Genomic DNA, 12,101 nt, shown 5'->3' with positions numbered 1-12,101 from the left:
TGATGAGTGGGTGCGGGGAGAAGATAGGTATGGACCAAGCCGCCGTCAAGAGACCTGACACCCGCTGCCGGTGGCCCGACTACGACGACAAGAAGTGGCTCGATGGCTGGCTGCGCGATCCGGAGAACCCCGACCGCGCCGAGTTCTTCGCCGGTCTGATCCCCTTCGCGGACGCCACCGGCAGTGGTTCGGTCTACGCGCTGTGGCGGTGCGACGACCGGGCCGACCTCACCGATCTCCCCGTCGTGTTCCTCGGCGACGAGGGCGACGTCTGCTCAACTGCTCAGAGCGTCAAAGAGACGCGTGTCGGCCGAGCCAGCCGCGCTCGCGCAGGGCGGCGGTGAAGGCGGCGTACGACTCGTCGAGCGCCGCGCGTTCCGTCTCGTCCGGCTCGACGTCCCGGCCGGTGCGGACCATCGCGGCGGCGCTCGCCGCGAGGTCGGGGTGGAGGGTGCCGGAGGCGGCGAGCAGCGCGGCGCCGAAGGCGGTTTCGGCGTGGTCGGCGACGCGCAGGGGCATGCCGAGGACGGTGGCGCGGATACGGGTCCACAGGGCGCTGCGGCTGCCGCCTCCCGCGGCCCACAGCGGCCCTTCGACCGGTACGCCCAGCTCCCGTACGCGCTCGATGGCGAGGCGTTCCAGGAAGGCGACGCCCTCCAGCTCGGCGCGGTGGCGGTCGGCGTCGTCGGCCGGGGTGCCGAGGAGGAAACCGCGGGCCTCGCCGCTGACGAAGGGGAAGCGCTCGCCCTCGCGGCGCAGCGGGTAGGCGACCACGGACGCGGGCCCGCGGGCGGCCGCGGCGCGGTCGAGGGCGGGGAGCCTGTCGGCGGGGACGTGTGCGAGGGCTTCGCCGCCGGTGTTGGAGGCGCCGCCCGGCAGCCACCAGCCGTCGGGGTGGCGATGGCTGTAGAGCGCGCCGGTCGGATCGGTGACCAGCTCGCGGGTGACGCCCTTGAGGACGTACGTGGTGCCGAGGACGCCCACGAACTGGCCCGGCCGGACGGCCCCGGTGGCGATCTGCCCGGCGCAGCCGTCCGTCATCGCGAGGCGGACCGAGCAGCCGGCCGGCAGCCCCGTCTCCTCCGCGGCCACCGCGCTCACCGTGCCCGCCTCGGTGGCGGGCGCCTGCACGGGCGGCAGCCACTCGGGCGGTACGCCCAGCGCCTCGAAGACCTCGGCGGGCCATTCGCCGACGCGCGCGTCGTAGCCGCTCTTGAGGGCGTGGCTCCAGTCGGTGGCGACCGGGCCTCCGGTGAGCCGCCGGGCGATGAGGTCGGGGGTGTGGAGGAGGTGGCGGGCCCGGGCGCGGTCGGGGGTGTCCTCCCCCGCCAGCCACGCGATGCGGCCCAGGGCCGCCGTGGGGCCGACCGAGAGGCCGAGGGCTTGCCAGCGTGGGGCGCCGACGCGCTGGGCGCGGGCGTTGAGTTCGGCGGCGCGGCGGTCGTCGTACATCAGGGCCGGGCCGAGCGGTTCCCCCGCGCCGTCGGCCAGGACGACCGTGCCGGAGGTCGCGGACGTGGCGACGGCCACGACCTCCCGGCCGCCCGCCGGGAGCGCCGCGGTCGCCCGGCGCAGCGCGGCCGCGACGGCGGGCCACCAGGCGTGTGCGTCCTGTTCGCTGTGGCCGCCCGCGCCGCGGCGCGGCGGGGGCAGTGGCTCCCGGGCCTCCGCGCGGACCTGGCCGCGCGCGTCCACGCACACCACGCGGACCGCCGCCGTGGCGATGTCGATGCCCGCCACGACCTTTGGGGAGGACGGCGTTGTGTTCATAGCGGACGGCTCCTTCGATGCGCAGCGCGGCCGTACAACGGTGGGCCCTGGGGCTCCCCGGCGCGCCCAAGGCCCACCAGCCCCACGTGCGAAGTGAAGTTAACATGCGAGACGTTAAAAGCGCGCCCCCGCCGCCCCCGCCACCTTCGCCACCCTCACATCCGTACGCTCCCGCAGCTCCGCCAGCAGCCGCGCGTCCACGGCGGCGTCGACCACCAGGTGGTCGAACTCCTCGACCGGGCACAGCCGGTGCAGGGCCGTGCGCCGGGTCTTCGACGCGTCCATGAGGAGCACCCTGCGGCTGCCGGCCGCGAGCATGGCGCGCTTGACGAGCACCACGTCCTGCTCCTGGTGGTAGGTGGTGTGCGCGTCCACCGCCGAAGTGGAGACCAGCACCATGTCGACCGACAGCGCCTCGATCGCCGCCACACAGGGCACGCCGAGGAAGGAGTCATGGGTGTGCGAGTACTCCCCGCCCAGGCCGATCAGCCGGGTCTGCGGCACCCCGGCGAAGACCTCCTCCACCCGCCGGGCGTTGGTGACCACGGTCAGCGGGGCGGCGTCGACCAGGATCCGGGCCAGCGCGAGGGCGGTCGTGGAATCGTCCAGCATGATCGACATGCCGGGCTCGACCAGCTCCGCGGCGGCCGCGGCCACCGCCTCCTTCTCGGCCCGGTTGACGCCCATCCGGTAGTCCAGGCTGGACTCGAAGACCGACGACGGCAGCGCCGAGACCCCGCCCCGGAACTTGCGCACCACGCCGAGCCTGGCCAGCTCGTCCAGGTCCCGGTGCACGGTCATGAGGCTGACGCCGGTCAGCTCGGCGAGCTCGGCCGCGGTGGCGGTGGAGTGCTCGAGCACGTACTCGGTGATGGTCTGCCTGCGTGCCGCCTGGGAGCGGGGCGGGACGTCGGACGCGCCGGTCGTGGTCATGAGCCGGATTCTCCCCCACGGGCCGCGGCTCCATCCCCCGTCGGCACGTTCAGCGACCGCAGCGCCGTCCGCTCCCCCGCCACCTCGATCTCGCTCACCGCCGCGTTGTCCAGCCGCGGGAACACCTGCCGGTAGCGGCCCACGGGGATGCCCAGCAGCGCGCACAGCGCCATCCGCAGCAGGGAGTTGTGCGCCACGACGAGCACCGTACGGCCCGGGTGCGCGGCGGCGAGGCCGCGCAGGGCGGCCGCGGCGCGGGCCGCCGCGGCGGTGGGCGGCTCCGAGCCGGGGAAGGCGCCCGTCACCGCGTCCGCCCTGAAGGCCCGTACGACCGCCGGGTCCTCCGCCTCCATCTCGGCGATGGTGCGGCCCTCACCCCAGCCGAAGTCGACCTCGCGCAGGTCCTCGACGACCTCGGGGACGAGACCGAGCGCGTCGGCGGCCGGGCGCGCGGTCAGCCGGGCCCGGCTCAGCGGGGAGCAGGCGACCGCGTGGACCTCGCGTCCGCTCACCCAATGGGCGAGCGCTTCCGCCTGCCGGAATCCCCGTTCCGTCAGGGCCACGTCCGAGATCCCCGCGTACCGGTTCTCCGCGTGCCACACCGTCTCGCCATGGCGAACGAGCAGTAGACGAGCCGTCACAGGACGCTTCCTCTCCTCGGGCCGCATGACGCGCGGACCATTGCTTTGTCACGTCAACAATGTTAAATCTAGCGTCGCCTCTGTGATGGAACGCCCGGAGAAAGGCCACCCATGCGCGTCCTCGCCGCCGGAGACCACTTCGTACGTCCCGACCTCATCATCGCCGCGCTCCGCGACGAGCCGGGGCTCGGCGACCTCGACGTCGCCGAGCTGACGCTGCCGTGGCCGCACGAGCCGTTCGGCCCGGTGGGCGGCCCGGAGAGCCGGGTGATCGAGGCCAGCGGCACCGAGGAGCAGCTGATCGAGGCGCTGGCCGGGGCCGAGGTGTGTGTGACGCAGATGGCGCCGTTCACCGCCGGGGTCTTCGCCGCCCGCCCCGAGCTGCGCATGGTCGCGGTCTCCCGCGGCGGCCCGGTCAACGTCGACCTGGCCGCGGCCACCCGCGCGGGCGTCGCCGTCAGCTTCGCGCCCGGCCGTAACGCCACCGCGGCCGCCGAGTTCGCGATCGGCATGATGCTCGCCGCGATGCGCCGCATCCCGACCGCCGACGCCGAGCTGCGCGCCGGCCGCTGGCGCGGGGACTTCTACGCGTACGAGGAGGGCGGCATCGAGCTGGACGGCGCGACCGTCGGGCTGGTCGGCTACGGGGCCATCGGCCGGATCGTCGCCCGGGTACTGCGCGCGTTCGGCGCCCGGGTACTGATCGCCGACCCGTACACCGACCCGGAGACCGCCCGCGCGGACGGCGTGGAACCGGTCGATCTCGACGAACTCCTCGCCCGCAGCTCCGTGGTGAGCCTGCACGCCCGGCTCACCCCCGAGACCAAGGGGCTCATCGACGCCGACCGGATCGCCCGGATGCGGCCCGGCGCGGTCCTGGTGAACACCGCGCGCGGCGGCCTGCTGGACTACGCGCCGCTTCCGGAGGCGCTGCGCACCGGCCGCCTCGGGGCCCTCGCCCTCGATGTGTACGACCTCGAACCGCCGCCCGCGGACTGGCCGCTGCACTCCGCGCCCAATGTCGTCACCACCCCGCACCTCGCCGGCGCCACCCGGCAGACCGCTCACCGCGCGGCCTCCATCACCGCCGCCGAGGTCGGCCGCTACGCGCGCGGCGAAAAGCTCGCCCACCCCGCGAACTAGCGCCCCCACCGGCCTCGCACCCACCAGTCCCGCACCGACCAGCCCCCGCACCCCCCAGTCGACGCCCCCAAGGAGGGCCGTACGCATGAGCATCGTCCTCGGAGTCGACGTCGGCACCTCCGTCACCAAGGCCGTCGCCTTCGGTCGCGACGGCCGGTCCCTGGCCGCCGCGAGCCGCCCCAGCCGGCTCAACCGCCTGCCCGGCGGGCGGGTCGAGCAGGACCTGGAGGACGTGCTGCGCACGGTCGCCGAGGTGGTCCGCGAGGTGACCGCCGCCTTGGCCGCCCAGGGCCTTGCGGCCCCGGTCGCGCTCGCGCTCACCGGGCAGGGCGACGGGCTGTGGCTGCGCGACGCGGCGGGCCGGGCGGTGCGCCCGCCGATCTCGTGGATGGACGGCCGGGCGAACGACACCGTGGCCCGCTGGGGCGAGGACGGCACCATCCGCGAGCTCTACCGGCTCACCGGCTCCGGGGTGTTCCCCGGCTGCCACGCGCCGCTGCTGCGCTGGCTGGCCGACCACGAGCCGGAGGCGCTGGCGCGCGCGGAGGTCGCGGGCTACTGCGTGGACGCGGTGGCGCAGCGGCTCACCGGCGTCATCGGCGTGGACGCCTCGGACGCGTCCATGCCCTTCCTGGACGTGACCACGCGCGAGTATGTCCCCAAGGCCCTGGAAGCGTGCGGAATCGCCGAACATGCCCGGCTGTTGCCGCCGCCCGCCGCGCCCGACACCGTACGGCGGCTGGACGGGGCGGGCGCGAAGCTGCTCGGGCTGCCGGCCGGACTGCCCGTCACCGCGGGCCCGTACGACCTGCCGGCCTGCGCGATCGGCAGCGGGGTCGAGGAGGTGGGCGACGGCCTGCTGATCGTCGGCACGACGCTGGCCAGCCAGGTCCTCACCGACAGCGCGCGGATCGACCCGGCCGCCGACCCGGCGGGCATGTGGCTGTGCGTACCCGACCGGGACCGCTGGCTGCGCGGTATGCCCGCCATGGTGGGCACGGCGGCCCTGGAGTGGGTCCTGGAGTTCACCGGGGCCACCACCGCCGACCTGGACGCGCTGCTCGCCGAGAGCCCGCCGGGGGCGCGCGGGGTGACCGCGCTGCCCTTCCTGTCCGACGCGGGCGAGCGCGCCCCGTTCGTGGAGCCCGCCGCGCGGGGCCGGCTGGACGGGCTGACCCTCGCGACGAGCCGCGCGGACGCCGTACGGGCCGTCTGCGAGGCAGTGGCGTACGCCGCCCGCCACTGCCTGGAGGCCGCGGGGCTGACCGCGAGCCTCGCGGCGTGCGGGGGCGGCACCCGGTCCGCCGCCTGGACCCAGCTGTTCGCGGACGTCCTCGGGCGGCCGGTGCGCATCCCCGACGAGCCCGAGGTGGGGGCGCGCGGCGCGGTCGCGGTCGCCTGGCGTGCGCTCGGTGACCCGGTGGACGCGGCACAATGGCGAGCCGATTCGCGTACTGTCGTACCGGACGCGGACCGCGCCGAGGCATACGAGCGCGGCTACGCGGACTACCGGGCCAGGCTGGCCCGTACCCTCGCGGAGTGGCGGGCAACGACGCCCGCCTGACGGCGGCCCGGCGCCGCGCCGGACCCGATCGCGGATCCGATCGCGGGCCCGCGCCGGACCCGTACCGGGCCCGTGCCAGGCTCGTGCCCGACCGCCCGCGCCGGGGCCGCGTCAGGGCCCTGACGGACCCGTGCCGGACCCGCCCCAGGGCCCGCGCCAGGCCTGCCCCAGGCCCGCCGCGGGCCCGTGCCAGGCCCGCCGCGGGCCCGTGCCAAGCGCACGCCGAGACCGCGCCAAGTCCGGCACTGACTAGCACATTTGTACGAAACACTCCACCTCGCGACACAACATGTGGGGGTGCGTGCGCCCGCCACCACAAGATGTATGCTCATGCTCGCTGTCGCCGCAGGGGAATCCGGTGGGAATCCGGAACTGTCCCGCAACGGTGTTACGCGTACGCTTTTGCGTACCCGCGAGTCCGAGGACCTGCCGACGGCCGTCTCATACGTCCGGGCCTCGCGGGTTGGGCCGGTGGACGCTGCGCGGTGTGCCGACCCAACTCGTGGGGCCCGGCATGCCCGTACGCGCCCATCGCCCACCACCCCGTGAGGCCCCAAGCCGAGCGAGGGAGAGCACTTCAGTGACCATCGCGCCAGCCGATCCGGTTTCAGAGGCAGCGGCTACTCAGGCAGCGGACGACGCGCCCGGTACCGCCCTGCTGCGGACCCTGACGGAGCTCACCGCCGACCTGCCCGCCACCGACCCCGGCAAGGTCGCGGCCGCCGCCCTGCGCGGCCGCCATCCCGGCTCGGACGAGGCGGAGTTGCGCACCCTCGCGACCGAGGCGGCGGCCGGGCTGATCGCCGAGGAGCCCGAGTACTCGAAGCTCGCCGCGCGGCTGCTGACCCTCGCCATCGCCGAGGAGGCGGCCGGGCAGGGCGCGGTCTCCTTCTCGGCCTCGGTGGCCGTGGGGCACCGCGAGGGCCTGATCGCGGACGGCACGGCCGAGTTCGTGACCACCCACGCCGCCCGCCTCGACGCGCTGGTCGAGCGGGCGCTGGCCGACGGCGCCGACGACCGCTTCGGCTACTTCGGGCTGCGCACGCTGCACAGCCGCTATCTGCTCCGCCACCCGATCACCCGCCAGGTGATCGAGACGCCGCAGCACTTCCTGCTGCGGGTGGCCTGCGGGCTGGCCGAGGACCACTCGCAGCGGGCGCTGGACGACGTCGCCGAGCTCTACCGGCTCACCAGCACGCTGTCCTACCTGCCCAGCTCCCCCACCCTGTTCAACTCCGGCACCCGGCACCCGCAGATGTCGTCCTGCTATCTGCTGGACTCGCCGCTGGACGAGCTGGACTCGATCTACAACCGCTACCACCAGGTCGCGCGGCTCTCCAAGCACGCGGGCGGCATCGGGCTGTCGTACTCGCGCATCCGCGCCCGCGGTTCGCTGATCCGCGGCACCAACGGGCACTCCAACGGCATCGTGCCGTTCCTGCGCACGCTCGACGCCTCCGTCGCCGCCGTCAACCAGGGCGGCCGGCGCAAGGGCGCGGCGTGTGTGTACCTGGAGACCTGGCACGCGGACATCGAGGAGTTCCTGGAGCTGCGGGACAACACGGGCGAAGAGGCCCGCCGCACCCACAACCTCAACATCGCGCACTGGATCCCGGACGAGTTCATGCGCCGGGTCGAGGCCGACGCCGACTGGTCGCTGTTCTCGCCGGTCGACGCGCCCGCGCTGGTCGACCTGTGGGGCGAGGAGTTCGACGCCGCGTACAAGAAGGCCGAGGCGGAGGGTCTCGCCGTCAAGACCGTCCCGGCGCGCCAGCTGTACGCCCGGATGATGCGGACCCTCGCGCAGACCGGCAACGGCTGGATGACCTTCAAGGACGCCGCCAACCGCACCGCCAACCAGACCGCCGAGCCCGGCCGGGTCGTGCACTCCTCCAACCTGTGCACCGAGATCCTGGAGGTCACGGACGACGGCGAGACGGCCGTGTGCAACCTGGGGTCGGTCAACCTGGCCGCGCACCTGGGTGAGGACGGACAGATGGACTGGGAGCGGCTGGACGCGACCGTCCGTACCGCCGTCACCTTCCTCGACCGTGTGGTGGACATCAACTTCTACCCCACCCAGGAGGCCGGGGCGTCCAACTCCCGCTGGCGGCCCGTGGGGCTCGGCCTGATGGGCCTGCAGGACGTCTTCTTCCGGCTGCGGCTGCCCTTCGACTCGCCCGAGGCGCAGAAGCTGTCCACCCAGATCTCCGAGCGCATCATGCTCGCGGCGTACGAGGCGTCCTGCGCGCTCGCCGAGCGCCACGGCCCGCACCCGGCCTGGTCCGCCACCCGCACCGCGCGCGGCGTGCTGCACCCGGACCACTACACGGACGCGGTGGCGACCTGGCCCGAGCGGTGGCAGGCGCTGCGCGAGCGGATGGCCAAGTCCGGCATGCGCAACTCGCTGCTCCTGGCCATCGCCCCGACCGCGACGATCGCCTCGATCGCGGGCGTGTACGAGTGCATCGAGCCGCAGGTCTCCAACCTCTTCAAGCGCGAGACGCTCAGCGGTGAATTCCTCCAGGTCAACTCGTACCTGGTGAACGACCTGAAGAAGCTCGGCGTATGGGACGCCCAGAGCCGTGAGGCGCTGCGCGAGTCCAACGGCTCGGTCCAGGACTTCTCCTGGGTGCCCGAGGACGTGCGGCAGCTGTACCGGACCGCGTGGGAGGTCCCGCAGCGCGCCCTGATCGACATGGCCGCCGCCCGCACCCCGTACCTCGACCAGAGCCAGTCGCTGAACCTCTTCATGGCCTCGCCGACCATCGGCAAGCTCAGCTCGATGTACGCGTACGCCTGGAAGCGCGGCATCAAGACCACGTACTACCTGCGCTCGCGCCCGGCGACCCGGATCGCTCAGTCGGCGCGCGCGGCCGCCCCCGCCACCATCCCCGTGCAGCAGGCGCCCACCGACCCCGAGGTCATCGCCTGCTCCCTGGAAAACCCCGAGTCCTGCGAGGCCTGCCAGTAATGACCACCGCACCCGAACGCGCCAAGAACCTCCTGGATCCCGGGTTCGAGCTCACCCTGCGGCCGATGCGGTACCCGGACTTCTACGACCGCTACCGCGACGCGATCAAGAACACCTGGACCGTGGAGGAGGTCGACCTCCACTCGGACGTCGCCGACCTCGCCAAGCTCTCCCCCGGCGAGCAGCACCTGATCGGCCGTCTGGTCGCCTTCTTCGCGACCGGCGACTCGATCGTCGCGAACAACCTGGTGCTGACCCTCTACAAGCACATCAACTCGCCCGAGGCGCGGCTGTACCTGTCCCGGCAGCTCTTCGAGGAGGCCGTGCACGTCCAGTTCTATCTGACGCTGCTGGACACCTACCTCCCCGACCCGGACGACCGGGCCGCCGCGTTCGCCGCGGTGGAGAACATCCCGTCCATCAGGGAGAAGGCGGAATTCTGCTTCCGCTGGATCGACTCGGTCGACAAGATCGACCGGCTGGAGACCAAGGACGACCGCCGCCGGTTCCTCCTCAACCTGATCTGCTTCGCGGCGTGCATCGAGGGCCTGTTCTTCTACGGCGCCTTCGCCTACGTCTACTGGTTCCGCTCCCGCGGCCTGCTGCACGGCCTGGCGACGGGCACCAACTGGGTCTTCCGCGACGAGACCATGCACATGAACTTCGCGTTCCAGGTGGTGGACACGGTCCGCGAGGAGGAGCCCGACCTCTTCGACGACAAACTCCAGGAGCAGGTCACCGACATGCTGCGGGAGGCCGTCGAGGCCGAGCTGCAGTTCGCCCGCGACCTGTGCGGCGACGGGCTGCCCGGCATGAACACCGAGTCGATGCGCCAGTACCTGGAGTGCGTCGCCGACCAGCGGCTCGCCCGCCTGGGCTTCGCCCCGGTCTACGGCTCGGAGAACCCGTTCTCCTTCATGGAGCTGCAGAACGTCCAGGAGCTGACCAACTTCTTCGAGCGCCGCGCCTCCGCGTACCAGGTGGCGGTCGAGGGCTCGGTCTCCTTCGACGACGACTTCTGAGCCGCTTCTGATTCAAACCCCGCATACGGCGCGGCGCCCCTGGGATCTCCCGGGGGCGCCGCGCCGCGCTTCGTTACGTGGCAGGCGTCAGTCGTTGGGCACCGTCTCGTAGCGCGGCGTGCCCTCCGCCATCTGCCGCAGCACGTCCTTGCGGTCGCGCTTGGAGAGGCGGTCGATGTAGAGACGGCCGTAGAGGTGGTCGGTCTCGTGCTGCAGACAGCGGGCGAAGTAGCCGGTGCCGCGGACCGCGATCGGCTTGCCCTCGGCGTCCTGGCCGCGCACCACCGCGTAGTCGGGGCGGGCCAGCGAGGCGTAGGCGGTGGGCACCGACAGACAGCCCTCATTCGAGTCGTCCAGCACCCGGCGGTCGGCCGGCAGCTCGTCCAGCACCGGGTTGCACACCACGCCGACGTGGCGGACGCCGTCGTCGTCCGGGCAGTCGTAGACGAAGACCTTCAGGTCGACGCCGATCTGGTTGGCGGCCAGGCCCACGCCCTCGGCCGCCTTCTGGCTGGCGAACATGTCGTCGATCAGCGCGGCGAGCTTGTCGTCGAACTCCGTGACGGCCTGGCACTCCTTGTGCAGCACCGGATTGCCGACGACCGTGATCGGACGGGCCGTGCCGCGCTCGCGGTACGCCCGCTCGCGCGCCTCGCAGTCCTCCGTGTCCACGATGAACTCGTCGTCCACCTGCTGCTCAGTTCCTTGCTGCGCCATCGTCCGCCGCACGCCTTCCTCAAAACCCGACTCGTCGCCCTACAGAGTAAGGCCCACGCCGGGTGTGCGGGCATGTCAGCCGGGATCGGGGGATGCCGACCGGAATCGGCAGCGCCGCCGGACGGGCGGCGGCGCGCCCGTCAGCAGACCTCTTCCAGGTCCCGCCACTCGCGGGTGTCCGGGCTGTCGGCGACCCAGCCGTCCAGCAGCCCGCGCACCAGCCCGCTCGGCGCGGCGATCCCGCACTCCCGCTCCGCCACCCACAGCGAGCCCGAGCCCGCCATGCGGTGCCCCAGCGGGCCGGGCTGGCCGGGCTCACTGTGGTCGTGCGGGTCCAGGTGCTCGCCCTCGCCCTCGTCGCTCGGCATCCGGGACTCGGAACAGGAGCGGCACAGCAGCCGCACCGAGGACGACCAGTCCTCGGCGGCGAAGCCCGCGTCCGCCGCGAGCCGCTCCAGCGCGTCCCGGTCGGCCTCCGTCGCGGCCTCCAGCAGCACCACCCAGGTCGGCACCGGGGACGGCGCCCACAGCTCGATCTCGTCGAAGACCGGGTAGGCGGGGCCGGCGGAGGTGACGCGCTCGCCGTGCGGAACGCCGTCGTGCAGCACCACCTCGCCCCAGCGCCGCCCGGAGGACGGCAGCGGAATGGACAGCACCTCGATCCGGGCCGGGTCCAGGCGGCGGCCCCAGACGACCTCGGACTCGCCCTCCGGCGACAGCCGCACCGCCGCGCTGCCCAGCTCCATGCCGAGCGGCTCCCCGGACGCGGACGCCTCGCCTGGCACCTTCAGGCCGTACGCCTGCCAGGCGCGGCGCGCCAGCGGCCAGTCCTGCAGGGCGGTCGCGGCGATCCCCACGTTCCACCAGTCAGGGGCGCCGGTCTCGCGGTCCAGCAGCGCGACCGCGCGCAGCCCGGCCGCGCGCGCCTGCTCCCAGTCGTGCCGGAACTTGTGCAGCAGCGCCAGGTTGAACCAGGACTCCGACAGCCACGGCTCCAGGTCGGCGGCGCGGGTCAGCAGTGCGCCCGCGTCCTCGTACCGGCCGTCTCCGATGAGCGTGAACGCGCGGTCCGTGGCCTGCCGCCATGAGGCGGACGGCCGGTGCCGCACCTTGCCGAAGATCTTCACGATTCCCGCCTGCCGGTATCGAAGTAGTACCGCACCAGATGCCGTCGCGGACGGCCTGGCCCTCCCTCGACGACAACCTGCCACACATTCGCGGACATCTCAGCCCGGCCCCTCATGGTTCGGCCCGGGGACGATGCCCACCACTCCTCCTTGCCGCCGGCCATAGGCCCGACACCCCCTCTCTTCGCATCCAACCATGCCCCTCGGGGC

Annotated in this window: 10 protein-coding genes and 1 riboswitch; of the genes, 5 read left to right on the top strand and 5 right to left on the bottom strand. The window is 73.3% G+C overall.

What is annotated here, in order from left to right; translation table 11 throughout:
- Positions 1–29: 29 nt before the first annotated feature.
- A complete protein-coding gene (locus ACFZDL_RS25550; protein ID WP_353592477.1) occupies positions 30–344 on the top strand; it encodes a hypothetical protein in 315 nt (104 codons plus the stop codon).
- Here ACFZDL_RS25550 and ACFZDL_RS25545 read toward each other — a convergent pair.
- From ACFZDL_RS25545 to ACFZDL_RS25535, 3 genes are all read right to left on the bottom strand, one after another.
- Positions 292–1,770: an FGGY family carbohydrate kinase gene (locus ACFZDL_RS25545; RefSeq protein WP_353592476.1), complete on the bottom strand. Its 1,479-nt coding sequence runs from the start codon at positions 1,768–1,770 to the stop codon at positions 292–294. The genes ACFZDL_RS25550 and ACFZDL_RS25545 overlap by 53 nt on opposite strands.
- Before the next feature lie 114 nt (positions 1,771–1,884).
- On the bottom strand, positions 1,885–2,703 hold the full coding sequence (locus ACFZDL_RS25540; RefSeq protein WP_353592475.1) for a DeoR/GlpR family DNA-binding transcription regulator: 819 nt from the start codon (positions 2,701–2,703) through the stop codon (positions 1,885–1,887).
- Positions 2,700–3,344, bottom strand: a complete 645-nt coding sequence (locus ACFZDL_RS25535; RefSeq protein WP_353592474.1) for a histidine phosphatase family protein — start codon at positions 3,342–3,344, stop codon at positions 2,700–2,702. Before ACFZDL_RS25535 ends, ACFZDL_RS25540 begins: the two co-directional genes overlap by 4 nt.
- A gap of 111 nt (positions 3,345–3,455) precedes the next feature.
- Here ACFZDL_RS25535 and ACFZDL_RS25530 point away from each other — a divergent pair, with 111 nt between their 5' ends.
- From ACFZDL_RS25530 to ACFZDL_RS25515, 4 genes are all read left to right on the top strand, one after another.
- Positions 3,456–4,487 (top strand): 2-hydroxyacid dehydrogenase, encoded by a 1,032-nt coding sequence (locus ACFZDL_RS25530; RefSeq protein WP_353592473.1) that lies wholly within the window; start codon positions 3,456–3,458, stop codon positions 4,485–4,487.
- A gap of 85 nt (positions 4,488–4,572) precedes the next feature.
- Positions 4,573–6,051, top strand: a complete 1,479-nt coding sequence (locus tag ACFZDL_RS25525; protein WP_353592472.1) for an FGGY-family carbohydrate kinase — start codon at positions 4,573–4,575, stop codon at positions 6,049–6,051.
- Positions 6,052–6,368: 317 nt separating this feature from the next.
- Positions 6,369–6,500: riboswitch (cobalamin riboswitch) on the top strand.
- A gap of 131 nt (positions 6,501–6,631) precedes the next feature.
- A complete protein-coding gene (locus ACFZDL_RS25520; protein WP_353592471.1) occupies positions 6,632–9,025 on the top strand; it encodes a ribonucleoside-diphosphate reductase subunit alpha in 2,394 nt (797 codons plus the stop codon).
- Complete coding sequence (locus ACFZDL_RS25515) at positions 9,025–10,047, top strand: ribonucleotide-diphosphate reductase subunit beta (protein ID WP_353592470.1); 1,023 nt, start codon at positions 9,025–9,027, stop codon at positions 10,045–10,047. Before ACFZDL_RS25520 ends, ACFZDL_RS25515 begins: the two co-directional genes overlap by 1 nt.
- Before the next feature lie 87 nt (positions 10,048–10,134).
- On the opposite strand, the gene def is transcribed toward ACFZDL_RS25515, so the two are convergent.
- Complete coding sequence (gene def, locus ACFZDL_RS25510) at positions 10,135–10,764, bottom strand: peptide deformylase (RefSeq protein WP_353592469.1); 630 nt, start codon at positions 10,762–10,764, stop codon at positions 10,135–10,137.
- A 140-nt stretch (positions 10,765–10,904) separates the two neighbouring features.
- A complete protein-coding gene (locus tag ACFZDL_RS25505; protein WP_043486837.1) occupies positions 10,905–11,891 on the bottom strand; it encodes a tetratricopeptide repeat domain-containing protein in 987 nt (328 codons plus the stop codon).
- Positions 11,892–12,101: the final 210 nt, after the last annotated feature.

Origin of the sequence: Streptomyces sp. NPDC007917 (genome assembly GCF_042959105.1) — a bacterium.
Lineage (GTDB): Bacteria > Actinomycetota > Actinomycetes > Streptomycetales > Streptomycetaceae > Streptomyces.
This window is presented reverse-complemented; position numbering and strand designations above follow the sequence as displayed.

Coding starts and splice junctions, on each gene's coding strand:
- ACFZDL_RS25550 (WP_353592477.1), top strand. CDS start 30: ATGGACCAAGCCGCCGTCAAGAGACCTGACACCCGCTGCCGGTGGCCC.
- ACFZDL_RS25545 (WP_353592476.1), bottom strand. CDS start 1,770: ATGAACACAACGCCGTCCTCCCCAAAGGTCGTGGCGGGCATCGACATC.
- ACFZDL_RS25540 (WP_353592475.1), bottom strand. CDS start 2,703: ATGACCACGACCGGCGCGTCCGACGTCCCGCCCCGCTCCCAGGCGGCA.
- ACFZDL_RS25530 (WP_353592473.1), top strand. CDS start 3,456: ATGCGCGTCCTCGCCGCCGGAGACCACTTCGTACGTCCCGACCTCATC.
- ACFZDL_RS25525 (WP_353592472.1), top strand. CDS start 4,573: ATGAGCATCGTCCTCGGAGTCGACGTCGGCACCTCCGTCACCAAGGCC.
- ACFZDL_RS25515 (WP_353592470.1), top strand. CDS start 9,025: ATGACCACCGCACCCGAACGCGCCAAGAACCTCCTGGATCCCGGGTTC.
- def (WP_353592469.1), bottom strand. CDS start 10,764: ATGGCGCAGCAAGGAACTGAGCAGCAGGTGGACGACGAGTTCATCGTG.